Raw genomic sequence first — 24,127 nt, forward strand, 5'->3', positions numbered from 1 at the left:
GTGCACGCCGAAGCGCTGGGGGAATCACTTCCGAGGCATGTTCCGCAGTTCATGAATGGCGAAAAAAGGGCTGCGGCCGGACCACGCAATTATCTTCTCCACCGCCCTTCCCATGCCCCCCACGAGCGCCGGGCCCCGGCGCGTCTACGCCTCGTCCGCCCCGGTCGGCAGTGGGGGTTCCGACTCGGTGCGGTGCAGTTCCTCGTCCGTGAGGAGTCGGGAGCGGAGCAGGAAGCGGACGCCCTCCGGGGCCTCCAGGGAGAAGCCGCTGCCCCGGCCGGGGACGACGTCCACGGTGAGGTGGGTGTGCGACCAGTACCGGTACTGGTCGGCGCTCATCCAGAACGGGACGTCCCCGGCGACGTGCCCGAGCAGGACGTCCGAGGCGCCGACCCGGAACTCGCCGCGCGGGTAGCACATCGGGGCGCTGCCGTCGCAGCAGCCGCCGGACTGGTGGAACATCACCGGGCCGTGCGCGGCGGTCAGCCGACGCAGCAACTCCTCGGCGGCGGGCGTCAGTTCGACACGTGTCGTGCGCGTGGTCATGCGTTCCCTCCCGGGCCGGACCGGCAACCACAGCAACGTACCCCCTCGTGGGCCGGAACGGACCGGTGCGAGCGGCCGGTCCCGCCGACGGGCCGGCTCACGCCCCGGGGGACAGGGGCAGTTCCGCCCAGATGGTCTTGCCCGTGGCCGTCTGGCGGGTGCCCCACCGCTCGGCGAGCTGCGCGACCAGGAGCAGCCCGCGTCCGCCCTCGTCGAAGACGCGGGCCCGGCGCAGGTGCGGCGCGGTGCTGCTGCCGTCGGACACCTCGCAGATGAGGGTGGCGTCGCGGATCAGCCGCAGTGCGATGGGGGCGCCGCCGTAGCGCAGCGCGTTGGTGACCAGCTCGCTGACGATCAGCTCGGTGGCGAACTCCGCCTCCATCAGGCCCCAATCGGCCAGCTGCTCGCCCGCCGTCTTCCGGGCCCGGGCCACCGCCGCCGGTTCGGCCGGCAGCTCCCAGGTGCGGACCTGCCCCTCGTCGAGCACGGCCGTGCGGGCCAGCATCAGGACGATGTCGTCGTCGGGACGGCCGGCCGGCACGGCACGCAGCACCCGGTCGCAGGTCTCCTCCAGGCTGCCGGCCGGTTCGCCCAGCGCCCGCCGCAGCAGGGTCACTCCCACCTCGACGTCATGGTCGGCCGCCTCGATCAGCCCGTCGGTGTACAGCGCGAGCAGGCTGTTCTCCTCCAGAACCACCTCGGCGGCCTCGAACGGCAGCCCGCCCAGGCCGAGCGGCGGACCGGCCGGCAGGTCGAGGATGCGGACGTCACCGCCGGGCGTGACCAGAGCGGGCGGCGGATGACCCGCCCGGGCCATGGTGCAGCGCCGGGACACCGGGTCGTACACGGCGTACAGGCAGGTGGCGCCGATCTGCCCCGACGCCTCCGCGGCCCCCCGCGCCTCCGGCCCCTCCTCCCGGTCGAGCCGGATGACCAGGTCGTCCAGCTGGGTGAGCAGCTCGTCGGGGGCGAGGTCGACGTCCGCGAGCGTGCGCACGGCGGTGCGCAGCCGGCCCATCGTCGCCGAGGCCTGGATGCCGTGGCCGACCACGTCGCCCACGACCAGCGCGACGCGGGCGCCGGAGAGCGGGATGACGTCGAACCAGTCGCCTCCGATGTCCGCTCCCTGGGCGGCCTGCGGCGGCCCGGAGCCGGTCGGCAGATAGCGGTAGGCGACCTCCATCGCCGCCAGCCGCGGCAGCCGCTCGGGCAGCAGACTGCGCTGGAGCGCCAGCGCGGTACGGCGTTCGCGGGTGTAGCGGCGGGCGTTGTCCACGCTCACGGCCGCACGGGCGGCGATCTCCTCCGCCAGCAGCAGGTCGTCCTCGCTGAACGGCTCGGGCGTGCGGTGCCGCAGGAAGTGCACCAGGCCCAGGGTCACGCCGCGGGCGCGCAGCGGCACCATCATCACCGAGTGGATCATGTGCCGGGTCATGGACTCGGCACGGGCCGGGGTCGTCGTGAGCCACCGGCGCAGCTCCGGGTCGCCCGGGCGGTGCCGGGTGGCCCGGCCCGCGGCCAGCGTCCGCAGCGGGAGCGTCCCCACCGGGTAGCGGGTCGCGTCGCCGGCGGCGACCACCGACTCCGGACAGCCCGGGAGCACCGACCGCTGCGCGGTACGCCGCACGGTGACCGGGGCGTCGGCCGGGAGCGGGCCCGGCTCCGCACCCAGCGCCACGGACTCCAGCAGGTCCACGGTGACGAAGTCCGCGAAGGCGCCGACGGCCACCTCGGCCAGCTCCTCGGCCGTCCGGGTGACGTCCAGGGTGCTCCCGATCCGCAGACTGGCCTCGTTGAGCACCGCCAGCCGCCGCCGGGCCCAGTACTGCTCCGTGGTGTCGAACACGGTCGCCGACATGCCCTGCACGGCGCCGGACTCGTCCTTCAGCGGCGACAGGAACATCGACCAGGCGTGCGGCCGGGTCTCGCCCGGGGCCTGCCCGTTCCCCTCGTGGAAGATCATCTCGCCGGTGCGCAGCACCTCCCGCTGGAGCCGGTCGTAGGTGTCGAAGGGCGGGCTGGGCTGGATCTCCCACAGCGTCAGGCCCCGCATCTCCTCCTCCGTCTTGCCCATCACCTGCGTCATGATCTCGTTGGCCGCGACGAGCCGCGCCTGCCGGTCGTAGACCGCCACGGGCACGGGGAGCTGGGACAGGGTGAGGTCCCACAGGGCCGTGGGCCGCTGCCCGGTGCGCCGGGCCAGGTGCGCCGGGGCGCTGCCGGTCACCAGCCACAGCCGCCTGCCGTCCGCGTCCAGCAACGGCGTCCCCTGCAGCCGGACCACGACCCGGTCACCGTCCCGGTGCCGCAGCGCGACCTCGCCGGACCACGGCCGTCCCTCGGCCACGTGCCGTCGCGTGGCCGAGGGGAGGTCGGCGGCCAGCAGGTCGGCGACGGGTCTGTCCACGATCTCGGCGGAGGTGTGCCCCAGCAGGCGGCGGGCCCCGTCGCTCCACACCAGGACCGCCCCGTCGGCGTCGACGACCACCGCCAGGTCCTCCGGTACGCGTCCCTCCACGGTGCCTCCGGATGTGACGCCCTCGGCTGCTCACGATGTTCCTGCCCCGATTGTCCCGCGGTCGCCCCCGCACGGCGCGTCTGCCGATGGGGGCGCCGGTGACCAGCCGCGACACCTCAGATGACCGCGCGGATCGCCCGCTCGAACCCCTCGACGTGCCCGCGGGCCAGCCGCGCCGCCCGCTCCGGCTCACCGGCGACGACGGCGTCGATCAGCGGCCCGTGCTCCGCGACGTGACCGGCCATGGCGGGCAGCCGGTCGAGGAACAGGCACCAGATGCGGGTGGCGAGGTTGCCGTGGCGGACCAGGGTGTCCTCCAGGTAGGGATTGTGCGCGGCCGCGTAGAGCGCGCGGTGGACCGTGAGGTCGAGGTGCATGAGCTCGGCGTCCGGCCGGCCGGGAGCCGCCTCGTCGAGTTCCCGCCGCAGCGCGGTCAGCACCGCCCGGTCGGCGGCCGTGGCCCGGCGTGCGGCCCGGGCCGCGGCCAGTGGCTCCAGCTCCAGACGCACCTCGGAGATGTGGGCGAGGTCGGTGATGTTGACCTCGGTGGCGAAGGTGCCGCGGCGCGGGTAGGCCGTGATCAGCCGCTCGTGCTGGAGCCGCTTGAGCGCCTCGCGCACCGGCGTGCGGCCGACGCCGAGGGACTGGGCCAGCTGCTCCTCGTGGACGGGCGCGCCGGGGCGGATCTCCAGCATGACGAGGCGGTCGCGCAGGGCGCGGTAGGCGCGTTCGGCGAGGGAGTACTCCTCGCTCCCGGGTTCGCCGGCCCCGGGCTCCCCGGCCCCGGGGCCGGTCACCAGGTGCTGCATGAAGGCCCCCTTGACCCGTCGGATGAGGTCCCATACCGTACCGCACACACTGATATATCAGTTGTGCACAAGTCGGCCGTCAGGATGGAGCCCCCGGCATGACCGACCGACCGCCGCCCGAGCACCCCGACTTCCTGCGGCGCAACCCCGAACCGCGCTCCTCCTACGACGTCGTGATCGTCGGCGGCGGCGGACACGGCCTGGCCACCGCCTACTACCTGGCCAGGAACCACGGCATCACGAACGTCGCCGTCCTGGAGAAGGGCTGGCTGGCCGGCGGGAACATGGCCCGCAACACCACGATCATCCGCTCCAACTACCTCTGGGACGAGAGCGCCGCCCTCTACGAGCACGCGCTGAAGCTGTGGGAGCGGCTCCCCGAGGAACTGGACTACGACTTCCTGTTCAGCCAGCGCGGCGTCCTCAACCTCGCCCACACCCTCCAGGACGTCCGCGAGGGCGTGCGCCGCGCCGGCGCCAACCGGCTCAACGGCATCGACGCCGAGTGGCTGGAGCCGGACGAGGTCGCCCGGGTCTGCCCGGTCCTCGACGTCTCGCCCGACATCCGTCATCCGGTCCTCGGCGCCACCTTCCAGCCCCGGGCCGGCATCGCCAGGCACGACCACGTCGCCTGGGCGCTGGCCCGCGCCGCCGACGCCCTGGGCGTCGACCTGGTCCAGGGCTGCCAGGTCACCGGCTTCCTCAAGGACGGCGACCGGGTCGTCGGCGTCGAGACCGACCGCGGCCGCATCCACGCCGGGCGGGTCGGCCTCGCCGCGGCCGGGCACAGCAGCGTCCTGGCCGCACGGGCGGGCGTCCGGCTGCCCGTGCAGTCCCACCCGCTCCAGGCGCTGGTCTCCGAGCTGCACGAGCCCGTGCACCCGACCGTCGTCATGTCCAACCACGTCCACGTCTACGTCTCCCAGGCCCACAAGGGCGAGCTGGTGATGGGCGCGGGCATCGACTCCTACACCGGGTACGGGCAGCGCGGCTCCTTCCATGTGATCGAACGCCAGATGGCCGCCGCCGTCGAGCTGTTCCCCGTCTTCGCCCGCGCCCACGTGCTGCGCACCTGGGCCGGCATCGTCGACGTCACCCCGGACGCCTCCCCGATCATCGGCCGCACCCCCGTACCGGACCTGTACGTCAACTGCGGCTGGGGCACCGGCGGTTTCAAGGCCACCCCGGCGGCCGGCTGGACCTTCGCGCACACCCTCGCCACGGGCGAACCGCATCCGCTGAGCGCGCCCTTCGCCCTCGACCGCTTCACGACGGGCGCCCTCATCGACGAACACGGCGCGGCGGCCGTGGCCCACTGAGGAGGACACCACCGTGCTGCTGATCACCTGCCCGTGGTGCGGCCCGCGGGACGAGACGGAGTTCCACTACGGCGGACAGGCCCATGTCCCGTACCCGGCCGCTCCCGCCGAGCTGAGCGACGAGGAGTGGGCCGCCTACCTCTTCCACCGCGACAACCCCATGGGCGAGTTCGCCGAGCGGTGGATGCACGGCACCGGCTGCCGCCGCTGGTTCAACGTCCTGCGCGACACCGCCACCCACGAGGTGCTGACCTCCTACCGGCTCGACCAGCCCCGCCCCGGAGGGACCCGATGACCGACCAGCCCTTCCGGCTCCCGCGCGGCGGCCGGGTCGACCGCGCCACCGTGCTGCGGTTCAGCGTCGACGGACGGCAGCTCACCGGCCACCCCGGCGACACCGTCGCCTCCGCCCTGCTCGCCCACGGCCTCGTCGAGGTCGCCCCCTCCCCACGCCGGGGGCGCCCGCGCGGCATCGTCGCCGCGGGCGTCGAGGAGCCCAACGCCCTGCTGCGCGTGGCCGGCCCCTGCGCGGAGAGCATGCTCCCGGCGACGGCCGTGGAACTGTACGACGGCCTGTGCGCCACCACCCTCTCCGGCCGGGGCCGCCTCGACCCGGCCCTCGACCCGGCCGTCTACGACAAGAAGTACGTCCACACCGACGTGCTCGTCGTCGGCGCCGGACCGGCCGGGCTGGCGGCCGCCGCCACCGCCGCCTCGTCCGGCGCCCGTGTGCTCCTCCTCGACGACCAGCCCGAGCCCGGCGGTTCCCTGGCGGCCGGCGGCCTCGACCGGGTCGCCGGGCTGCGCGCCGCGATCGAGGCGGCCCCCGACGCCCTCGTCCTGCCGCGCACCACGGCCTTCGGCGCGTACGACGACACCTATGTGACGGCCCTCCAGCGGCGCACCGACCACCTGGGCCCGGCCGCTCCCGAGGGCGTCTCCCGGCAGCGGCTGTGGCACATCCGGGCCCGCCGGGTGGTGCTGGCGACCGGCGCGCACGAGCGGCCCCTGGTCTTCGCGGGCAACGACCGGCCCGGGGTGATGCTCGCCGGGGCCGTGCGCACCTATCTCGGCCGCTACGGCGTCGCGGCGGGCTCGCGGGCCGTGGTGAGCACCACCGGCGACAGCGCCTACGACACGGTCGCGGAGCTGCACGCCGCGGGCGTCGCCGTGGCGGCGGTCGTGGACGCGCGCGCCGAACCGTCCGCGCGGGCCGCCGAGGTCACCGCCGCGGCCGGCGTGCCCCTGCGCACGTCAGCGGAGGTCGTCGGCACGGACGGCGCGGCACGGATCACCTCCGTCACGGTCCGCGGGATCGACGCGGACGGCGAACCCACCGGTGCGGCCGAGTCGTTCGACTGCGACCTGCTCGCCGTCTCCGGCGGCTGGAGCCCGGTGGTGCACCTGCACAGCCAGCGCCGGGGCCGGCTCCGCTGGGACGCGGCCCGGGTCGCCTTCGTCCCCGACGGGACCGTCCCCGGACAGTGGATCGTGGGCGCGGCCAACGGGACGTACGACCTGGACGGCTGTCTGGCCGAAGGAGCCCGGGCCGGAGCGCTGGCGGCGACGGAGGCCGGTTTCCCGGTGCCCGTACCGCCGCCCGCAGCCGCCCCGCCCGTCGCCCCGACCCGCCCCCTGTGGCTCGTCCCCGGCCCCGACGGCACGTGGGACACGCACTTCGTCGACCTCCAGCGCGATGTCACGGTCGCCGACGTACGGCGGTCCACCGGCACCGGCATGCGCGGTGTCGAGCACGTCAAGCGCTACACCTCGCTCGGCACGGCCAGCGACCAGGGCAAGACGTCCGCCGTCAACGCCATCGGCGTGATCGCCGGGCTCCTCGGCGGGTCCCCCGGCGAGATCGGCACCACCACCTACCGGGCGCCGTACACACCGGTCGCCTTCGCCGCCCTGGCCGGGCGCGAGCGCGGCGCGCTGTTCGACCCGGTGCGGACCACCTCCCTGCACGGCTGGCACATGGCGCACGGGGCGGTGTTCGAGAACGTGGGGCAGTGGAAGCGCCCCCGCTTCTACCCCCGGCCCGGCGAGGACATGGACCAGGCCGTGGCCCGGGAGTGCCGCGCGGCACGCGAGGGCGTGGCCTTCATGGACGCCTCCACCCTCGGCAAGATCGAGATCCGGGGCGCGGACGCGGGCGCGTTCCTCGACCGCGTCTACACCAACGGCTTCGGGAAGCTGAAGCCCGGCACGGCCCGCTACGGCGTGATGTGCAAGCCCGACGGCATGATCTTCGACGACGGCGTGACCCTGCGCCTCGACGCCGACCGCTACTTCACGACCACCACGACCGGCAACGCCGCCGCCGTCCTGGACTGGCTGGAGGAGTGGCTGCAGACGGAGTGGCCCGAACTCGACGTGTCCTGCACCTCGGTGACCGAGCAGTGGGCGACGATCGCGGTGGCGGGCCCCCGCGCGCGCCAGGTCGTCGCGCCGCTCGCACCGGACCTGGACCTGTCGCCCGAGGCGTTCCCCTTCATGGCCTTCCGCGAGACCACCCTGGCCTGCGGCGTCCCGGCCCGCATCTGCCGGATCTCCTTCTCCGGCGAACTCGCCTACGAGATCAACGTCTGCGCCTGGTACGGCCGGACCGTCTGGGAGCACGTGCACCAGGCCGGGCAGCCGTACGGCATCACCCCCTACGGCACCGAGGCCATGCACGTGCTGCGCGCCGAGAAGGGCTACATCGTCGTCGGGCAGGACACCGACGGAACCGTCACCCCGCAGGACGCGGGCATGGCCTGGGCGGTGTCGCGGCACAAGGACTTCCTCGGCAAACGCTCCTTCTCCCGTGCCGACACCGCGCGCCCCGACCGCAAGCAGCTGGTCGGCCTGCTGCCGGCCGACCGTACGACCCGGCTGCCCGAGGGCACCCAGCTCGTCGCCCCGGACGTCTGCCCGGACGCGGTGCCCGTGCCGATGCTCGGGCACGTCACCTCCAGCTACCGCAGCCCGGCCCTCGGCCGCCCGTTCGCCCTCGCGCTCGTCGCCGGCGGGCGGTCACGCATCGGCGAGACCCTGCTCGCCGCCGTGGGCGGGGACCTGGTGCCCGTCGAGGTGACCGACAGCGTCCTCTACGACCCGGAAGGGACCAAGCGCGATGGCTGAGCCCACGCCCGGCGCACGGGTGAGCCCCCTGGCGCACCTCGCGGAGCGGATGCGCGCCGCCGCCGTCACCGGCGCCCGGGGCGTCACGCTGACCGAGCTGCCGTTCCGCACGATGGTGAGCCTGCGTGCCGACCCCGCCCGCGAAGCCGCCGCACGCCTGGCGAAGACCCTGGGCGCACGGCTCCCGGACCACTGCGGCCACACCACCGCGTCCGGCCGCCACACGCTGGTCTGGCTCGGACCCGACGAGTGGCTGGTGCTGTCCGGAACCGACGGGCCGGCCCTGACCGCCGAGCTGCGGGAGGCCCTGGGAGCGGGCCCCGGCTCGGTCGTCGACGTCTCCGCGCACCGCACCACACTGGAACTGAGCGGCCCCGCCGCCCGGCAGGTGCTGGAGAAGGGCTGCCCGCTGGACCTGCACCCCCGGGCCTTCGGACCCGGCCGCGCGGTGTCGACCACGGTCGGCCCGGTGGGCGTGCTGCTCTGGCAGGTGGACGACCGGCCGGCCTACCGCCTGTTCCCGCGCTCCTCGTTCGCCGACCACCTCGGGCGCTGGCTCATCGACGCGATGGGCGAGTTCCGCGCACCGGAGGTGCCGTGACGGTGGTCGCCACGCAGACCGGCCTGCTCGGCGCCCTGCACATGACCGCCTGCGCGGTCGTCTAGCTACCAGACCCGCCACGGCGAGCAGCGTGTAACCCGCGTAGCCGGCCACCAGCCCGGCGACCGCCGGCACGACCGACCGGTCGCGCAGGCCCGCCGTGATCGCGAAGGCCCAGTCCGCGCCGGGTGAACACCAGCAGCAGACCCATGGCCAGGAAAGCCGTCAGGGTCGTCGTGTCCATGAATCCGATCCCTCTCGCATGCCGTGGTGCGGAAGGAAAGCTGGGCCGCATCGGCGCGAAAGTGTTCCTTTCTTTACTTCATGATCGCGGCATCTGGGGCAGAATCTTCGCCATGGATGCCCTCGACCGGAAAATTCTCACCGAGCTGCAGCGGGACGGCCGTCTCACCGTCACCGAGCTGGCCGCCCGCGTGCGGCTGAGCGTGTCGCCCTGCCACCGCAGGCTGCGCGACCTGGAACGCGAGGGCGCGATCCGCGGGTACCGCGCGGTGGTGGACCCGACCGCCGTGGGCCTCCACTTCGAGGCCCTCGTCTTCGTCACCCTGCGCTGGGAGGACGCCGACACCGTCTCCGCTTTCGAGGAGGGCGTGGCGGCCGTCCCGCACGTGCTGCAGGCCCAGCGCCTGTTCGGCGACCCCGACTACCTGCTGCGCGTCGCCACCGCCGACCTGGCCGCCTTCCAGCAGCTCTACGACGAGCGCCTCGCCCGGCTGCCGGGGGTCCAGCGCCTGAACTCCACGCTGGTGATGAAGCACGTGGTGGACGACCGGCCGCTGCCCGAGTGAGCCGGTTCCCAGCGGCCGGGAACGACCTCGAGTGCCCGGTCGTTGCCCGGGAGTTCGCCCACGTCGCCGACCCCGGGGAGCATCGTGCCCGACACCCTGCCCGACCCGTCCACCGTCCTCCCCGCACTGCCGCCCCCGGCCGCGCAGGCCGAGCGGCTGATCGAGCTGGGGGTGCACGAGAGCGCCGGGCTGTCCGCCGCCGAGGTCCGGGCCTTCGCCGCCGCGGCCGAGGACGGGGCCCTGCTGGCCGTGCATCCGGACCGGGCTCCCGCCTCCGCCCTCGCGCCGCTGCTGCGCCGCGGCGGCAAGCCGGGCTTCGTCGTCGCCGACATGACCGACGTGGACGCGTTCACACCGTGCGGCGTCGAACTGCCCGACGCCCCGCTCTACCTCGTCATGGGCGTCGACCGGGGCGACCGCATGGCCGACTGGAGCCCCGAGGAGGCACTGCCGGCGCTCACCGGGGAGGACCGCACCCCGCTCGTCCTGACCGAGGGTATCCACTGGCTGCTCCAGCAGCCGGAGGCCCTGGAGCGCAACCGCTGCTTCATGACCATCGGCTCCCGGCTGCGCAAGCCCGACGGCACGCTGGACGCCCGCACGCCGGCGATCTGGATCAGCAACGGCACCGGGCGGGACGGCCGTGAGCGCCGTGACGCCCCGAAGGTCGGCTGGTGCTGGTGGAACAACCGCCACACCTGGCTCGGCTTCGCCTCCGCGACGGATCGCGCGGCCCAGGCCTGATCCCGCGGTGTCCGCGCCCGCTCGCCCCGTGGACGCCCGCGGGCCGCGAACCGGACGGTGTGTCCTGCTCGCGGCCCGCGGCCCCCACCGGTGCGGTGCGGGGTCAGAACCTGGGACGCGGGGTCTGCGCCTCGACCAGTTCTCTGGCCTCCGCCTCCGTCTCGACGGACGGAGGGGAGCCGGCCAGGGGCTCGTTGGCGGTCTCCCGCATGCACAGCACGGCGATCACGCCGACGGCCGCCGCGCCGGTGGCGTAGTACGCCGGCATCAGGGTCGAGTCGAAGGCGCTGATCAGCGCGGTGATCACCAGCGGTGTCGAACCGCCGAACAGTGAGGTGGCCAGGTTGTAGGCCACCGACAGGGAGCCGTAGCGCACCTGCGTGGGGAAGATCGCCGGAAGCGCCGCCGACATCGTGCCGAGCAGCGCCACCAGGGACAGCCCCATCAGCAGCAGGCCCAGCGCGATGAGCACGACACCGCCCTGCCGGATCAGCAGGAAGGACGGCAGCGACAGGAGGAGGAAGCCCAGCATCCCCGCCATCAGCAGCGGCTTGCGCCCGAACCGGTCCGACAGCCGCCCCACCTGGTTGATGGCGCACATCTGCAGCACCATCACCAGGAGCAGGATCAGCAGCCCGTGGTTGGTCCCGTAGCCCAGCTCGTCGGACAGGTACGTCGGCATGTACGACAGCAGCATGTAGTCGGTGATGTTGTAGGCCGCGACCAGCGCGAGGCACAGCAGCAGCGGCCGCCGGTACCGGGTGAAGATCTCACCGAGGCCGGCGGCGGCCGAGGTCTCCGCGGACCCGGCGGCCTCCCCGGCCCGCACCTGGCCGTCCTCCAGCTTCCGGAACGCGGGCGTCTCGTCCAGCTTCAGCCGCAGATACAGACCGATGAGGCCCAGCGGCGCCGCGACCAGGAACGGCACCCGCCAGCCCCAGGCGAGCATCTGCTCGTCGCTGAGGAGCGTCTGCAGCACCACGACGAGACCGGAGGCCCCGACGTAGCCGGCCAGCGTGCCCAGCTCCAGGAAGCTGCCGAAGAAGCCACGCCGCCGGTCCGGCGCGTACTCCGCGATGAACGTGGAGGCGCCCCCGTACTCCCCGCCGGTCGAGAAGCCCTGCACCAGCCGGAAGAAGATCAGCAGGGCGGGGGCCCACAGGCCGATGACGGCGTGCGAGGGGATCAGGCCGATGGCGAAGGTGCCCACGGCCATCATGATCATCGTGAGGGACAGGATGCGCTTGCGGCCCAGCCGGTCACCGAGCGGCCCGAAGACCATGCCGCCGAGCGGGCGCACCAGGAAGGCCACCGCGAAGGTCGCGAAGGAGCTCAGCAGTTGGGCGGTGTCGTTCCCGGAGGGGAAGAAGACCCTGCCGAGGGTCGAGGCCAGATAGCTGTAGATGCCGAAGTCGTACCACTCCATCGCGTTGCCGAGGGCGGCGGCCTTGGTGGCGCGCTTCACCGCCGCCTCGTCGGTCACCGTGATGTCGCTGCGGCGCAGCTTCGGACGGCGTCGTTTCTCGATCGCCCGGAACAGCACCCGGTGCCGTCTCACCGCCGCGGGATCCGGCGATGCGTCGTAGTCGGGCACCGTCATCAGTCGTTCCTTTCGCCGGTCGTGCAGTCCAAGCAGAACGCCTGCACGGATCTCGGCCGCTCAAACGATCTCCTTCGCACCGCGTCCGGCTGATCACCCTGTGTGACGGACGGTGTCCGGGTGAAGGGCCGGGTCCGCCCGCGGTCGCGGACGCGCGTCCGGTCGTGTGTGCTGGTGCCCTGGTGGGGAACCTGGTTCGCCCGGGTCGGCCTCTGGCGGAAGGAGCTCATGTGACGGCATCGGCGCCGGGCGGCGGGAGCGGGGGCGCACCGGAGAGCGACTACCAGCCGGAGCCGCGCCGCTGGCGAGCCCTGTGGGTCACCCTGGTCGCCGGCTTCATGAGCCTGCTGGACGTGTCGATCGTGGCGGTGGCCCTGCCCACCATCCAGCGGGAGCTGCACGCCTCCGCCGCGCAGGTGCAGTGGGTGGTGTCCGGGTACGCCCTGAGCTTCGGCCTGGCCCTGGTCACCGCCGGCCGCCTGGGCGACGCGCTGGACCGGCGCCGCATCTTCCTGCTCGCCCTCACCGGCTTCGTGCTGTTCAGCGCGGCCTGCGGAGCGGCTCCCAGCATCGCCCTGCTGGTGGCGGCCCGCCTCGCCCAAGGCCTGGCGGCCGGCTTCATGGCACCGCAGAACTCCGCCCTCATCCAGCAGATGTTCCGGGGTGCCGAACGCGGACGCGCCTTCGGTTTCTTCGGCGCCACCGTCGGTATCTCCTCCGCGGTCGGCCCGCTCGCCGGCGGTCTGATCCTCGCGCTGGCCGACGGCCCCCAGGGCTGGCGCTGGATCTTCTACATCAACGTCCCCATCGGCATCCTCGCCGTGCTCCTGGGCCGCCGGCTGCTGCCCCGCACCCGGCGGTCGGACCGCGAACACGTGGACCTGCCCGGTGTGCTGCTCCTCGGCCTGGGCGTGCTCGCGCTCATGTACCCGCTGGTGCAGGCCGAGGGGGGCGGCCTCACCCGCCTGTGGTGGCTGTTCCCCGCCGGCGCCGCCCTGCTCGTCGTCTTCGCCCTGTGGCAGCGCCGCCTGGTGGCCCGGGGCACCCAGCCGCTGCTCGACCCGCGCCTGTTCACCACGGTGCGCGGCTACGCCGTCGGCGCCGGCGTCGGCACGCTCTACTTCATCGGCTTCAGCGGCGTCTGGCTGGTCTTCGCCCTCTTCTACCAGCACGGACTCGGCTTCTCACCGCTGCGGTCCGCTCTCGCGGTGACCCCCTTCGCCGTCGGCTCGGCCTGCGCGGCCGCCGTCTCGGGCCGGCTGGTGGACCGGCTCGGGCGGCTGCTGACCGTGGGCGGGCTCACGGGGGTGATCCTCGGGCTGGGGTGCACCGCGCTGCTGCTGCGCTTCGCGCCGATCGGCATCGCGCCCTGGCTGTCCGCGCCGGCCCTGTTCCTCGGCGGTCTCGGCGGCGGGTGCGTGATCTCGCCGAACATCACCATGACCCTGCGGGACGTTCCCGTGCACATGGCCGGGGCGGCGGGCGGCGCGCTGCAGACCGGGCAGCGGCTCGGTGCCGCCGTGGGCACCGCCGCTCTGCCCGGGCTGTTCTACCTGGTGCTCGCTCACCGCGACGACGACTACCGAGGCGCCCTCTTCCTCGCGCTGGTCGCCGGCATCGTCGGCATGGCGGCCTCGCTGGCCCTCGCGGCGTTCGACTGGCGGCGCGACCGGCGTTCGCGGGAGCCGCACCGCGCGTGCCCGGACGACGTCGCCCACAGTCCGGTGCACGCCCGGCACAGCTGAGCCGTCAGGCGTCGGCGGCGGGGACGGGGCCCGACAGCTCGCCGCGCAGGGCGGCCAGGACGAAGGCCGTCATCGACGCCGTGCCCAGCACGGCGAGCGGGCCCCAGATCGCCGGGATCGCCCAGAGCGGCCAGCCGTTGGCGGACCGCGCCCAGAGCGTCAGGATCGCCAGAACGGCCAGGACGGCACCGTGCCACCGCACCACCTGCCCCGCCGTCGCGTGCCGGCGGTCCCCGCGCCGCAGGAGCGGCCACACCGCGCCCACCAGCCCGGCCAGGCCGAACGAGAGGCAGGCCAGCGCCCCGCCCAGCCGGTCCGCCGGCCACCCCACGGGCCCGTCGGCCGTCTGCTGACGCCGGCCCTCGGCGTCCCGGACCTCGACGAGCCGCCCGCGCCAGATCACGCCGACGACCCTGTCCCCGGCCGCCAATTCGGACAGCACGGGCTCCGTGTCCGGGAACGCCACGTGCCGGGCGGCGCCGGAGGACGGCACCAGCAACGCCTCGGGGGACTCGTGGCGCTCCCCGCGGTTCGGATCGGCCGAGCGCACGGTGAACTCCCGCTCCCACCGGCACCGCGCCGCCCGCGCCGGTGCCGCGGCGGATCCTGCCGACGATCGGCCCGATCGTCGAGCCGGGCCCCCTGCGGTCCGCCACCGGCGGGATCCCCCGGTCGCCTCCACGCACCGGATGACGTGTCAACCTGCGTAGACTGCGCCCATGGCAGAAGAACCGCGATGGCTGACGCCTACGGAGCAGCGTGCCTGGCGGGGGTTCGTCCGTCTGCAGGAGCGGCTCACCGGGCGCCTGGGACGTCTGCTGCAGTCGGAGTCGAACGTCTCGCCCGCCGACTTCGCGGTCCTCGTCCAGCTGACGGACGTCCCGGACGGGCGCCGCCGCCACCAGGACCTGGCCCGCGCCCTGGAGTGGGAGAAGAGCCGGATGTCCCACCACGTCGCCCGCATGGCCGGGCGCGGCCTGGTGGTGCGCGAGGAGTGCCCGGAGGACGGCCGCGGCGCGTTCGTGGTGATCACGGACGCGGGGCGGGCGGCGATCGAGGCCGCCGCTCCCCGGCATGTCGCCGCGGTGCGCGAGCTGTTCCTCGACCATGTCACCCCGGCGGAGCTGCGGACCCTGACCGAGATCTCCGAGCGGGTGCTCGCCCGGATGGACGAGGCAGGGCCCTGACGACGTCCGCCGTGACCGTCCGCCGTCTCGCGTGACATAGTGGTTGATGTGACAACCAGAGCGGGTGGAGGGTGGTCCCGGTGAGCAACGTGGAAACCGCGCCGGAGGAGCTGCGCTGCGGGGCGAGCGCGGACGGCGGCACCGCGGCCGGGACACCGCAGGTCGAGGTCCTGTCCGCACGGGAGGTGCCCCTGGGCGGCCCGCGCGCCCTGCCCGTGCGCCGGACGCTGCCCCAGCGGGCCCGGTCCCTGATCGGGGCCTGGTGCTTCGCCGACCACTACGGCCCGGTCGACGCCACCGCGACGGGCATGGTCGTGCCGCCGCATCCGCACACCGGCCTGCAGACCGTCAGCTGGCTCTTCAGCGGGGAGATCGAGCACCGCGACAGCCTCGGCACCCACGCCCTCGTCCGCCCCGGCGAGCTCAACCTCATGACCGGCGGCCACGGCATCGCCCACTCCGAGGTCTCCACCCCGGCGGCGACCGTCCTGCACGGCGTCCAGCTGTGGGTGGCCCTGCCCGGCGAACACCGCGACACCGCACGGGACTTCCAGCACCACGTCCCCGAGCCGGTACGCGTCGGCGGCGCCACCGTCAGCGTCTTCCTGGGCACGCTCGCCGGCCGGACCTCCCCGGTGCGCACCTTCACGCCCCTGCTCGGCGCCGAGATCACCCTCGAACCGGGAGCGACGCTCACCCTCCCCGTGGACCCCGCCTTCGAGCACGGCCTGCTCGTCGACACCGGCGACGTCCACCTCGCCGGCACCCCGCTGAAACCGGCCGAACTCGGCTACGTCCCCTGCGGATCCGCCGGCCTGACCCTCGCGAACGACTCCGGCGCCCCGGCCCGGACGATCCTGCTCGGCGGGCCTCCCTTCGAGGAGGAGATCATCATGTGGTGGAACTTCATCGCCCGCTCGCACGAGGAGATCGTGCAGGCGCGCGAGGACTGGATGGGGGGCGCGCGGTTCGGCGTCGTCCAGGGCTACGACGGCGACCCCCTCCCGGCGCCGGCCCTGCCCACCATGCCGCTGAAGCCGCGGGGAAGGGCCCGCTGACCGGGAGACCCGGTGCGCCGGGCCCGCCGGTGCGGGGGACGTCTCCCCGGCCGTACGGAAGGGCCCCGGCGTCGCCCCCCGGGCCGCCGCACGAGCTGCCCGGGCGTGGACCCGCGGGAAACGGCCCTGCCGCCGCTGCCCGGCGGCAGGGCCGCCCGTCAGGCCGGCGGTGTCGACGACACGGTCCCGGGGGCCTGGGGAGACGGCGCGACGGCCGCCGACGCCGTCCGGGCCTCCAGGGCGCGCAGGACGGCCACCATGTCCTCGGCGCCGTGGCCCCGCGCCACGGTTTCCTCGAACAGGGCGTGGCAGACGTCCAGGAGCGGGGAGGCCAGGTTTGCCGCCCGGGCGGCCTCGGCGATCAGGCGGTTGTTCTTCAGGACGTCCGCGGCGGCCGCCTGGACGGCGAAGTCGCGCTCCAGCAGCTTCGGTGCCTTGCCGCGGGAGACGGCACTGGCCATCGGCCCGGCGTCCAGCACCTCCCGGAGCAGCCGCGGGTCGACGCCCTGCCGGTCCGCGAAGTGGAACGCCTCGGCGAGCCCTGTGACCAGGGTGATCAGGAACAGGTTCACCGAGAACTTCATCAGCAGCGCGCCCGGGACCGCCCCGCATCCGAACGCCTTCCGGCACATCGGGGCGAGCAGGGGCCGCACGGCCGCCACCGCGGCGTCGTCACCCGCCAGCATGCCCACCAGCTCGCCCCGCTCGGCAGGGACGCGCGACCCCGACACCGGAGCCTCCACGTACCGTCCGCCCGCGGCCCGGATGTCGTCCTGGAGGGCGCGGGAGAACTCCGCCGACGTCGTGCCCATGTGCACCACGGTGCGCCCGGCGACGCGGGCGGCGAAGTCCGGGCCGCCTCGCCCCAGCACCGCGTCGACGGCGGCCTCGTCGGCCAGCATGAGGAACACCGTGCCGCACCGCCGGAAGACCTCGGCCGCGCTCGCGGCGACCTCGGCACCCGCGGCCCGCACCGGTGCGCACCGCTGCGCGGTGCGGTTCCACACCACCAGCGGCGTTCCGGCGCGGGCGAGATGGAGCGCCATGGGCTGCCCCATGACCCCCAGGCCGATGAAACCGACGTCCACGATGACCGCCTCTTCCGGCCCGGCGCGGGCCGGGCCGCTCCTGCCGCTCTCGCTTATGACAGCGGTCATAGTAGCCGCGTTTATGACACCGGTCATAGGGTGGTGCCGTCGGTGAGCGGACGCGGCGTGGAGGTCGGCGATGGCGGGGTCGGAGCGGGGGCCGCGCGAGCGGATGGTGTTCAGCGCGGCCCAGCTGATCCGGCGCGACGGCGTCGTCTCCACCGGCATGCGCGAGGTCGCCGCCGAGGCCGACGCCCCTCGCGGGTCGCTCCAGCACTACTTCCCCGGCGGCAAGACCCAGCTGGTCGAGGAGGCCGTCGGCTGGGCGGGCCGCTACGCGGCGGGCCGGGTCGCCCGCTACCTGGCGGCCCTGCCCGAGCCCACCCCGAGCGGGCTGTTCGCCGCGATGGTGCGGCAGTGGACCGACGAGTACCGGAGCGCCGGCTTCGCGGGCGGCTGCCCGGTGGCCGCCGCCACGGTGGACTGCGCCGAGTCGGCGCCCTCCACCCGGCAGGCCGCCTCCGCCGCGTTCACCGCCTGGACGTCGGCGGTCGCCGGGGCCCTGGTCGAGACGGGCGTGCCCGAGGAACGGGCCCGACCGCTCGCCACGCTGATGATCAGCGCCCTGGAGGGGGCGATCCTCCTGGCCCGGGCCGAGCGGGACGTGCGCCCCCTGACGACCGTCGCCCGCGAACTCGGGCCGCTGCTCGACGCGGCGGCGCGCACCGACGGCTGAGCGGCCCCGGCGCGCGGCGGGGCCGCTCAGCCGCCGGTCAGCCCACCCGGATGCCCACGATGCACGTGTCGTCGTCCGTGTCCGACTTGCTGTAGGTCAGCAGGCGGTCCAGCTGCTGGTCGAGCGTGCTGGGAGCGGTGCGCGCGGTCGTCAGCAGATGGGTCAGCGACTCCTCCACCGGCCGGTCCCGGCGTTCGATCAGGCCGTCCGTGTACATCAGCAGCGTGTCCCCGGCGGCGAGCTGCATCTCCTTCTCCTCGTACGCGGCCTCGGGGACCGCGCCCAGCAGGAGGCCGCTGCCCAGCGGCAGCGGGGCCGCCTCCGCGTCCCGGACCAGCACCGGGGGCAGATGACCCGCCCGGGCCCAGCGCAGGGTGCGCCGCTCCGGGTCGTACAGCCCGCACACCGCCGTCGCGGTGACCGCGCCCGTCAGATGGTGCGCCACGACGTTCAGCCAGGACAGCAGCTGCCCCGGCCCGGCACCGGTCACCGCCAGGCCGCGCAGCGCGTTGCGCAGCACCACCATGCTGGTCGCGGCCTCGATGCCGTGCCCGGCCACGTCCCCGACACACAGCAGCACCCTCCCGGACGGCAGGACGACGGCGTCGTACCAGTCGCCGCCCACCAGCTGCTCGGTCTCCGCCGGCCGGTAACGGACCGCCACCTGCAGGCCGGCCACCTGCAGCGGCGCCTGCGTCGGCGGCATGATGGCGTGCTGCAGCTGCAGGGTCAGCCGGTTGCGCTCGGTGGCCTGCTGCTCGGTGTGCGCGAGCTGGTCGCGGGTGGCGGCCAGCGCCACCTCCGTCCAGTGCTGCGCGGAGATGTCCTGGCAGGCGCCGCGCACCAGGAGCAGCCGGTCGTCGGTGTCGAGCACCGGCTCGGCGACGATCCGGATGTGCCGGGTCACCCCGTCCGGCCGCTGCAGCCGGAAGGCCGCGCCGGCCGGCCGCCGGTGGTGCAGCAGCGTGCGCAGGAAACGGCGGATGGAGACGCCGTCGTCCGGGTGGGCGTGGGCCGGCAGCTCCTCCAGGGGGACCGGGGTGCTCGTCTGCGGGCGCCCGTAGAGGTCGAACAGCTGCCCGTTCCAGGTGATCTCACCGGTCAGCACGTTCTCCTCGAACCCGCCGATCCGGCCCAGGCGCTGGGCGTTCTGCAGCAGGCTCGCCAGCCGCGCCGTCTCGTCCTCGATACGCCAGATGAGGAGCACCGACGTACCGTGCCGGCTGATGCTGATGTCCGCGATCGCCGACAGCGGCACCTGGTCGACCAGGGCGGTCAGGCTCATCCGCCGGGCCCGGAAGGGCTCACCGGTGGCGTAGACGCGCTCGACGCGCTGGAACAGCTCGCTGTCACCGGCGGCCATCGGGTAGGCCTCCAGCAGCAGCGCCCCGTTGACCACCGCCCGGGGCCGCCCGGCCGGGTCGAGGAAGCGGTCGTTGACGTGCTGGATGCGGAAGTCCACCAGGTTCCCGTCTGCGTCCAGGTGCGGCACCAGGACCAGGGCGGGATCGTGCAGCCCGTCGGCCAGGTCCATCAGCTCGGCGGCGTCCGGCACGACCCGCGGCTCCAGTGCCCCGGTCGGCACCGGCGTGTACGTCTCCAGCGTGTGCGCGCACAGTTCGGCCAGCGCCTCCACCTGCCGCACGATCTGCGGGGGCTGCGGCTCCAGCGGCTCGGGCCAGGCGATCTCCAGCACCCCGTGGACGCGCCCCCCGGTCCCGGCGGGCAGGGCGGCCCGGCCGCCGTCCGGATGGTGGTGCAGCCCGATCGTGGGCAGGCCGGTCGCCTTCAGGGCGGTGATCCAGTGCCCCTCGCGTTCGACGAGGCCCCGCCGCGCCACCGTCACCACGTCCGGCGGGACGTAGCGCCAGCGGGTGGCCTCGGTGGGGGAGAAGCCGGCGCTGCCCGCCAGGGTCAGTGAACCGTCGGGGCCCGCGGCCCATATGGCCACGGCCACCGCGCCGAGGGGGCGCAGCGCCTGCTCCAGCAGGGCGTCTGCCACCGCCTGGGTGTCGTCCGCCGCCAGCACACCGCTCTCCGCCGCGCGCAGGCGCACGGCGGCCGACTCGGCCTCCGCCTCGTCGGCGGCCTTGGTGGCGGCGAGGAACGCGTCGGTCACCTCGGACATCCGGTCCCGGGCGGCCTGGTTGATGACGTCGACGGCCAGTTCCAGGGGACTGACCTGTGCCTGTTCGGCCAGCTCGGAGAGCTGGCGGGCGGCCTGGGCCGGCCCGCACTTCAGCCGTTCCACCAGGACGCCCTTGGCGAGCTCGATCAGGGCACGCCCCTCGGCCTCCGCCTGCGCGGCCCGCACCTCCCGGCTGAGCCGCTCCACGGTGGCCGCCAGCCGCCCCACGGGTGAGGCGGTCGAGACACCGCCGAGTTCCGCCAGCAGCGCCTCGGGCGACGCCACCTGCCCGTCGGAGACCACCCACGGCTCGCCGGGCTCCCCCTGGGCGAGCTCGTCGGGCTCCCCCTGGGCGGCCTGCGCCGTCGCCGGCGGGTCGGCCGACGGCGGGCCGGCGGGGTCGCGCTGCGGCTCGTCGGCCTGCGGCTCGCGCGGCTGCTCGGACATGCTCACGGTGTGGATGCTCCTCGGCTTCAGCGCGCGGTGGCGCGGAACGGCTGGCCCTGCGGGGTGCCCGGCCCGCCGGTGCGCGGGTCGGGCACCGGCGTGCTCACGAGGGCAGCCAGCGGCGGACGCAGGCCATGAGGTCGCGCGTGTCGACCGGCTTGGTGACGTAGTCGCTCGCGCCCGAGGCGAGGCTCTTGTCCCGGTCGCCGGGCATCGCCTTCGCCGTCACGGCGATGATCGGCAGGTCGGCGTACTGCGGCATCTTGCGGATCTCCGCGGTCGCCGTGTACCCGTCCATCTCCGGCATCATCACGTCCATCAGCACGATGGCGATGTCCGGGTTGTTCACCAGGGTCTCGATGCCCCGGCGCCCGTTCTCCGCGTGCAGGACCCGGAAACCGTGCAGCTCCAGGATGCCGCTGAGGGCGAAGAGGTTGCGCGCGTCGTCGTCGACGACCAGGACCGTGCGGCCCGCCGAGGCGTCGTCGACCACCGGCGGCGTCAGCGCCTGCGCCTCCTCCGGCCGGACCAGGGACAGCACGTCGCCGGGTTCCTCCGCGGACAGGTGCAGGGCGATCCGCTCGCGCAGCTCGTCGAGGCTGGACAGCAGCTCCAGCGCCCCGCCCGCCGAACGCGCCTGCAGCGTCTCGTCCAGGGCGACGTCCGCCGGGTGGCTGCTGTGCACCAGCACCGGCACGCTCGTCAGCGCCGAGTCGCCCTCCAGGGCCTGGAGGAACCGCGCCGCCTCACCGTCGCCCATGCCCAGCTCCAGGACGACGCAGTGGCACGGATCGGCCGCGAGGGCACCGGCCGCTTCCTGCGCGCCGACGGCGGTGATGATGTCCACCGCGGGCCGTCCGCCGTCGGACCGGCCGTGCGTCAGGTCGGCGACGACGCTCTCCGCGACGAGGGTGAGCAGACCGCGCGGCCGCTCCTCCACCACGAGCAGACGCCGGGGCCGCGGTCCCGGCCCGATCTGGGGCACCGGCACCGACTGCGACGAACCCTCCGGCAGGGCCTCGGCCGAGGACCGCTCCGGGGTCCTGCCGTGGTTGAGCAGCTCCTCGAAGTCGGGGCGGGCCACCGGCAGGAACAGCGTGAACGTGCTGCCCTGCCCGGGCGTGCTGTCCACCGTCACGGCGCCGCCGAGCAGCTGGGCGATCTCCCGGGTGATGGACAGGCCCAGGCCGGTGCCGCCGTACTTGCGGCTCGTCGTGCCGTCCGCCTGCTGGAAGGCGCCGAAGATCGTCTCCAGGTTCTGCTCCGGGATGCCGATGCCGGTGTCCTTCACCCGGAAGGCCACCACCGCGCCGCCCCGGACCACGCCCTCGGGCACCTCGTCGTCCGCCGCGGGCTCGATGCTCAGCTCCACCCCGCCCTGCTCGGTGAACTTCACCGCGTTCGACAGCAGGTTGCGCAGCACCTGGCGCAGCCGGGAGTCGTCCGTGAGCAGGTCGGCGGGGGCGCCCGGCGCCGTGGTGATGGTGAACTCCAGGCTCTTCTGGGTCGTCATCGGCCGGAAGGTGGCCTCGACGTACTCGATGAGCTGGCGCAGCGCCACCCGCTCGGGCGCCACGTCCATCTTCCCGGCCTCCACCTTGGACAGGTCGAGGATGTCGTTGATCAGCTGGAGCAGGTCCGAACCGGCGGAGTGGATGATCTGCGCGTACTCGACCTGCTTGGGCGTGAGGTTGCGGGACGGGTTCTGCGCCAGCAACTGCGCCAGGATCAGCAGGCTGTTGAGCGGGGTGCGCAGCTCGTGGCTCATGTTGGCCAGGAACTCCGACTTGTACTTCGAGGCCAGCGACAGCTGCTGCGCCCGGGTCTCCAGCTCCTGCCGGGCCTGCTCGATCTGCAGGTTCTTCGCCTCGATGTCCCGGTTCTGCGCCACGAGCAGCGAGGCCTTCTCCTCCAGCTCCGCGTTGGAGCGCTGGAGTTCCTCCTGCTGCACCTGCAGCTCGGTGGACCGGGCCTGCAGCTCGACCGTCAGACGCTGCGACTCCTCGAGCAGCTCGTCGGTACGGGCGTTGGCCACGATGGTGTTGAGGTTGACGCCCAGGGTCTCCATCAGCTGCGCGAGGAAGTCCCGGTGGATCTGGGTGAAGGGCGCCACCGACGCCAGCTCGATCACGCCGAGGACCTGGCCCTCGACCACGATGGGCAGCAGCACCAGCGCCGTGGGCACCATCTCGCCGAGGCCCGACGAGATGGTGACGTAGCCGGGCGGCACCTCGTCCACCAGGATGGTGCGCTTGCTGCGCGCCGCCTGCCCGACCAGGGTGCGGCCGAAGGCGATCCGGGTGGGCCGGGTGCTGTCCTCCGGGTAGCCGTAGGAGCCGACGAGCCGCAGCTCGGGCCCGTCGTCCGCGTCCTCGGCGAGGTAGAAGGCGCCGTACTGGGCCGACACCAGCGGGACCAGCTCGTCCATGATCAGCTCCGCGACCACGGGCAGGTCGCGGTGGCCCTGCATCAGCCCGGAGATACGGGCGAGGTTGGTCTTGAGCCAGTCCTGCTCCTGGTTGGCCCGGGTGGTCTCGCGCAGGGACTCCACCATGGAGTTGATGTTGTCCTTGAGCTCGGCGACCTCGCCGGAGGCCTCCACGTTGATCGAGCGGGTCAGGTCGCCCTCGGCGACCGCGCTGGTCACCTCGGCGATGGCCCGCACCTGCCGGGTCAGGTTGCCCGCCAGCTCGTTGACGTTCTCCGTCAGGCGCTTCCAGGTGCCGGAGACGCCCTCGACCTCGGCCTGGCCGCCGAGCCGGCCCTCGGTGCCGACCTCGCGGGCCACACGCGTGACCTCGTCGGCGAAGGCGGAGAGCTGGTCGACCATCGTGTTGATCGTCGTCTTCAGTTCGAGGATCTCGCCGCGCGCGTCGACGTCGATCTTCTTCGACAGGTCGCCTCGGGCCACGGCGGTCGTCACCAGCGCGATGTTGCGCACCTGGCCGGTGAGGTTGTTGGCCATCGAGTTGACGTTGTCGGTGAGGTCCTTCCAGGTGCCGGCGACGTTCGGCACGTGCGCCTGGCCGCCGAGCCGGCCCTCTGTGCCGACCTCGCGGGCGACGCGGGTGACCTCGTCCGCGAACGCCGACAGCGTGTCGACCATGGTGTTGATGACCTCGGCGAGCGCGGCCACCTCGCCCTTGGCCTCGACCGTGATCCGGCTGGAGAGGTCGCCGCGCGCCACGGCGGTGGCGACCTGGGCGATGGAGCGGACCTGGCCGGTCAGGTTGGAGGCCATCACGTTGACGTTGTCGGTGAGGTCCTTCCAGGTGCCCGACACCCCGCGCACCTGCGCCTGGCCGCCGAGGCGGCCCTCGGTGCCGACCTCGCGGGCGACGCGTGTCACCTCGTCGGCGAAGGCGGAGAGCTGGTCGACCATCGTGTTGATGGTGGACTTCAGCTCCAGGATCTCGCCGCGCGCGTCGACGGTGATCTTCTGCGACAGGTCGCCCTTGGCGACCGCGGTGGCGACGAGCGCGATGTTGCGGACCTGGCCGGTCAGGTTGCCCGCCATGAAGTTCACCGAGTCGGTCAGGTCGCGCCAGGTGCCCTTGACACCCTTGACGTCCGCCTGGCCGCCGAGGCGGCCCTCGGTGCCGACCTCGCGGGCGACGCGTGTCACCTCGTCGGCGAAGGCGGAGAGCTGGTCGACCATCGTGTTGA

General features: G+C 74.0%; 18 protein-coding genes and 1 pseudogene. 10 read left to right on the forward strand and 9 right to left on the reverse strand.

All coding sequences use genetic code 11. The annotated features are described in order from the left end of the window. Nucleotides 1-144: 144 nt before the first annotated feature. From ACIGAN_RS25040 to ACIGAN_RS25050, 3 genes are all read right to left on the reverse strand, one after another. The gene (locus ACIGAN_RS25040) at nt 145-546 is read right to left on the reverse strand and encodes a DUF779 domain-containing protein (RefSeq protein ID WP_365740948.1); all 402 of its coding nucleotides are present in this window, start codon (nt 544-546) and stop codon (nt 145-147) included. A 97-nt stretch (nt 547-643) separates the two neighbouring features. Further along, nucleotides 644-3,064, reverse strand: coding sequence for a SpoIIE family protein phosphatase (locus tag ACIGAN_RS25045; protein WP_399860666.1), 2,421 nt, complete (start codon nt 3,062-3,064; stop codon nt 644-646). A gap of 116 nt (nt 3,065-3,180) precedes the next feature. Next, a complete protein-coding gene (locus ACIGAN_RS25050) occupies nt 3,181-3,873 on the reverse strand; it encodes a GntR family transcriptional regulator (protein WP_399860668.1) in 693 nt (230 codons plus the stop codon). 98 nt (nt 3,874-3,971) lie between these two features. Here ACIGAN_RS25050 and ACIGAN_RS25055 point away from each other — a divergent pair, with 98 nt between their 5' ends. The 4 genes from ACIGAN_RS25055 to ACIGAN_RS25070 are packed head-to-tail and all read left to right on the forward strand — an operon-like array spanning nt 3,972 to nt 8,919. Further along, entirely contained in the window at nt 3,972-5,192 is a 1,221-nt protein-coding gene (locus tag ACIGAN_RS25055; protein WP_399860671.1) for a sarcosine oxidase subunit beta family protein, read from the forward strand. Nucleotides 5,193-5,205: 13 nt separating this feature from the next. After that, complete coding sequence (locus ACIGAN_RS25060; RefSeq protein WP_365088867.1) at nt 5,206-5,487, forward strand: sarcosine oxidase subunit delta; 282 nt, start codon at nt 5,206-5,208, stop codon at nt 5,485-5,487. Further along, nucleotides 5,484-8,318, forward strand: a complete 2,835-nt coding sequence (locus ACIGAN_RS25065) for a sarcosine oxidase subunit alpha family protein (protein ID WP_399860674.1) — start codon at nt 5,484-5,486, stop codon at nt 8,316-8,318. Before ACIGAN_RS25060 ends, ACIGAN_RS25065 begins: the two co-directional genes overlap by 4 nt. Continuing rightward, nucleotides 8,311-8,919: a sarcosine oxidase subunit gamma gene (locus ACIGAN_RS25070; RefSeq protein WP_399860676.1), complete on the forward strand. Its 609-nt coding sequence runs from the start codon at nt 8,311-8,313 to the stop codon at nt 8,917-8,919. The genes ACIGAN_RS25065 and ACIGAN_RS25070 overlap by 8 nt, the downstream gene beginning before the upstream one ends. Nucleotides 8,920-8,988: 69 nt before the next feature. On the opposite strand, the pseudogene ACIGAN_RS25075 reads toward ACIGAN_RS25070, so the two are convergent. Continuing rightward, nucleotides 8,989-9,163 (reverse strand): annotated as a pseudogene (locus ACIGAN_RS25075) (LysE family translocator); the annotation flags it as partial. Between the two features lie 112 nt (nt 9,164-9,275). Here ACIGAN_RS25075 and ACIGAN_RS25080 point away from each other — a divergent pair. Together ACIGAN_RS25080 and ACIGAN_RS25085 are read left to right on the forward strand one after the other, a co-directional pair. Next, nucleotides 9,276-9,728 carry an Lrp/AsnC family transcriptional regulator gene (locus ACIGAN_RS25080; RefSeq protein ID WP_399860679.1) on the forward strand — a complete coding sequence of 151 codons (453 nt, stop codon included), beginning with the start codon at nt 9,276-9,278 and terminating at the stop codon, nt 9,726-9,728. A gap of 84 nt (nt 9,729-9,812) precedes the next feature. Beyond that, complete coding sequence (locus ACIGAN_RS25085) at nt 9,813-10,472, forward strand: DUF5701 family protein (protein ID WP_399860681.1); 660 nt, start codon at nt 9,813-9,815, stop codon at nt 10,470-10,472. Between the two features lie 103 nt (nt 10,473-10,575). On the opposite strand, the gene ACIGAN_RS25090 is transcribed toward ACIGAN_RS25085, so the two are convergent. Further along, entirely contained in the window at nt 10,576-12,072 is a 1,497-nt protein-coding gene (locus tag ACIGAN_RS25090) for an MFS transporter (RefSeq protein WP_399860683.1), read from the reverse strand. A 230-nt stretch (nt 12,073-12,302) separates the two neighbouring features. Here ACIGAN_RS25090 and ACIGAN_RS25095 point away from each other — a divergent pair, with 230 nt between their 5' ends. Continuing rightward, entirely contained in the window at nt 12,303-13,817 is a 1,515-nt protein-coding gene (locus ACIGAN_RS25095) for an MFS transporter (protein ID WP_399860685.1), read from the forward strand. A gap of 4 nt (nt 13,818-13,821) precedes the next feature. On the opposite strand, the gene ACIGAN_RS25100 is transcribed toward ACIGAN_RS25095, so the two are convergent. Continuing rightward, complete coding sequence (locus ACIGAN_RS25100) at nt 13,822-14,367, reverse strand: hypothetical protein (protein WP_399860687.1); 546 nt, start codon at nt 14,365-14,367, stop codon at nt 13,822-13,824. A gap of 169 nt (nt 14,368-14,536) precedes the next feature. On the opposite strand from ACIGAN_RS25100, the gene ACIGAN_RS25105 reads away from it, so the two are divergent. Both ACIGAN_RS25105 and ACIGAN_RS25110 read left to right on the forward strand, forming a co-directional pair. Further along, nucleotides 14,537-15,004, forward strand: coding sequence for a MarR family winged helix-turn-helix transcriptional regulator (locus ACIGAN_RS25105; protein ID WP_365088854.1), 468 nt, complete (start codon nt 14,537-14,539; stop codon nt 15,002-15,004). An 80-nt stretch (nt 15,005-15,084) separates the two neighbouring features. Continuing rightward, nucleotides 15,085-16,062, forward strand: a complete 978-nt coding sequence (locus tag ACIGAN_RS25110) for a pirin family protein (protein ID WP_399860690.1) — start codon at nt 15,085-15,087, stop codon at nt 16,060-16,062. A gap of 158 nt (nt 16,063-16,220) precedes the next feature. Here ACIGAN_RS25110 and ACIGAN_RS25115 read toward each other — a convergent pair whose 3' ends face one another. Next, on the reverse strand, nt 16,221-17,150 hold the full coding sequence (locus ACIGAN_RS25115; RefSeq protein WP_399860871.1) for an NAD(P)-dependent oxidoreductase: 930 nt from the start codon (nt 17,148-17,150) through the stop codon (nt 16,221-16,223). A 139-nt stretch (nt 17,151-17,289) separates the two neighbouring features. Here ACIGAN_RS25115 and ACIGAN_RS25120 point away from each other — a divergent pair, with 139 nt between their 5' ends. Continuing rightward, a complete protein-coding gene (locus ACIGAN_RS25120; protein ID WP_365088849.1) occupies nt 17,290-17,886 on the forward strand; it encodes a TetR/AcrR family transcriptional regulator in 597 nt (198 codons plus the stop codon). Nucleotides 17,887-17,923: 37 nt separating this feature from the next. On the opposite strand, the gene ACIGAN_RS25125 is transcribed toward ACIGAN_RS25120, so the two are convergent. Together ACIGAN_RS25125 and ACIGAN_RS25130 are read right to left on the reverse strand one after the other, a co-directional pair. After that, nucleotides 17,924-20,467 carry a SpoIIE family protein phosphatase gene (locus ACIGAN_RS25125; protein ID WP_399860693.1) on the reverse strand — a complete coding sequence of 848 codons (2,544 nt, stop codon included), beginning with the start codon at nt 20,465-20,467 and terminating at the stop codon, nt 17,924-17,926. Between the two features lie 97 nt (nt 20,468-20,564). Then, nucleotides 20,565-24,127, reverse strand: a 3,563-nt coding sequence (locus tag ACIGAN_RS25130) for a HAMP domain-containing protein (protein WP_399860695.1), incomplete at its 5' end; no start/stop codon positions are given.

The sequence above is a fragment of the Streptomyces sp. NPDC085931 genome (genome assembly GCF_044540565.1).
GTDB lineage: Bacteria > Actinomycetota > Actinomycetes > Streptomycetales > Streptomycetaceae > Streptomyces.

Bases quoted from the DNA above. Each gene is read 5' to 3' on its own strand.
- ACIGAN_RS25055 (WP_399860671.1), top strand. From the start codon at position 3,972: ATGACCGACCGACCGCCGCCCGAGCACCCCGACTTCCTGCGGCGCAAC.
- ACIGAN_RS25120 (WP_365088849.1), top strand. From the start codon at position 17,290: ATGGCGGGGTCGGAGCGGGGGCCGCGCGAGCGGATGGTGTTCAGCGCG.
- ACIGAN_RS25080 (WP_399860679.1), top strand. From the start codon at position 9,276: ATGGATGCCCTCGACCGGAAAATTCTCACCGAGCTGCAGCGGGACGGC.
- ACIGAN_RS25040 (WP_365740948.1), bottom strand. From the start codon at position 546: ATGACCACGCGCACGACACGTGTCGAACTGACGCCCGCCGCCGAGGAG.
- ACIGAN_RS25090 (WP_399860683.1), bottom strand. From the start codon at position 12,072: ATGACGGTGCCCGACTACGACGCATCGCCGGATCCCGCGGCGGTGAGA.
- ACIGAN_RS25050 (WP_399860668.1), bottom strand. From the start codon at position 3,873: ATGCAGCACCTGGTGACCGGCCCCGGGGCCGGGGAGCCCGGGGCCGGC.
- ACIGAN_RS25065 (WP_399860674.1), top strand. From the start codon at position 5,484: ATGACCGACCAGCCCTTCCGGCTCCCGCGCGGCGGCCGGGTCGACCGC.
- ACIGAN_RS25105 (WP_365088854.1), top strand. From the start codon at position 14,537: ATGGCAGAAGAACCGCGATGGCTGACGCCTACGGAGCAGCGTGCCTGG.
- ACIGAN_RS25070 (WP_399860676.1), top strand. From the start codon at position 8,311: ATGGCTGAGCCCACGCCCGGCGCACGGGTGAGCCCCCTGGCGCACCTC.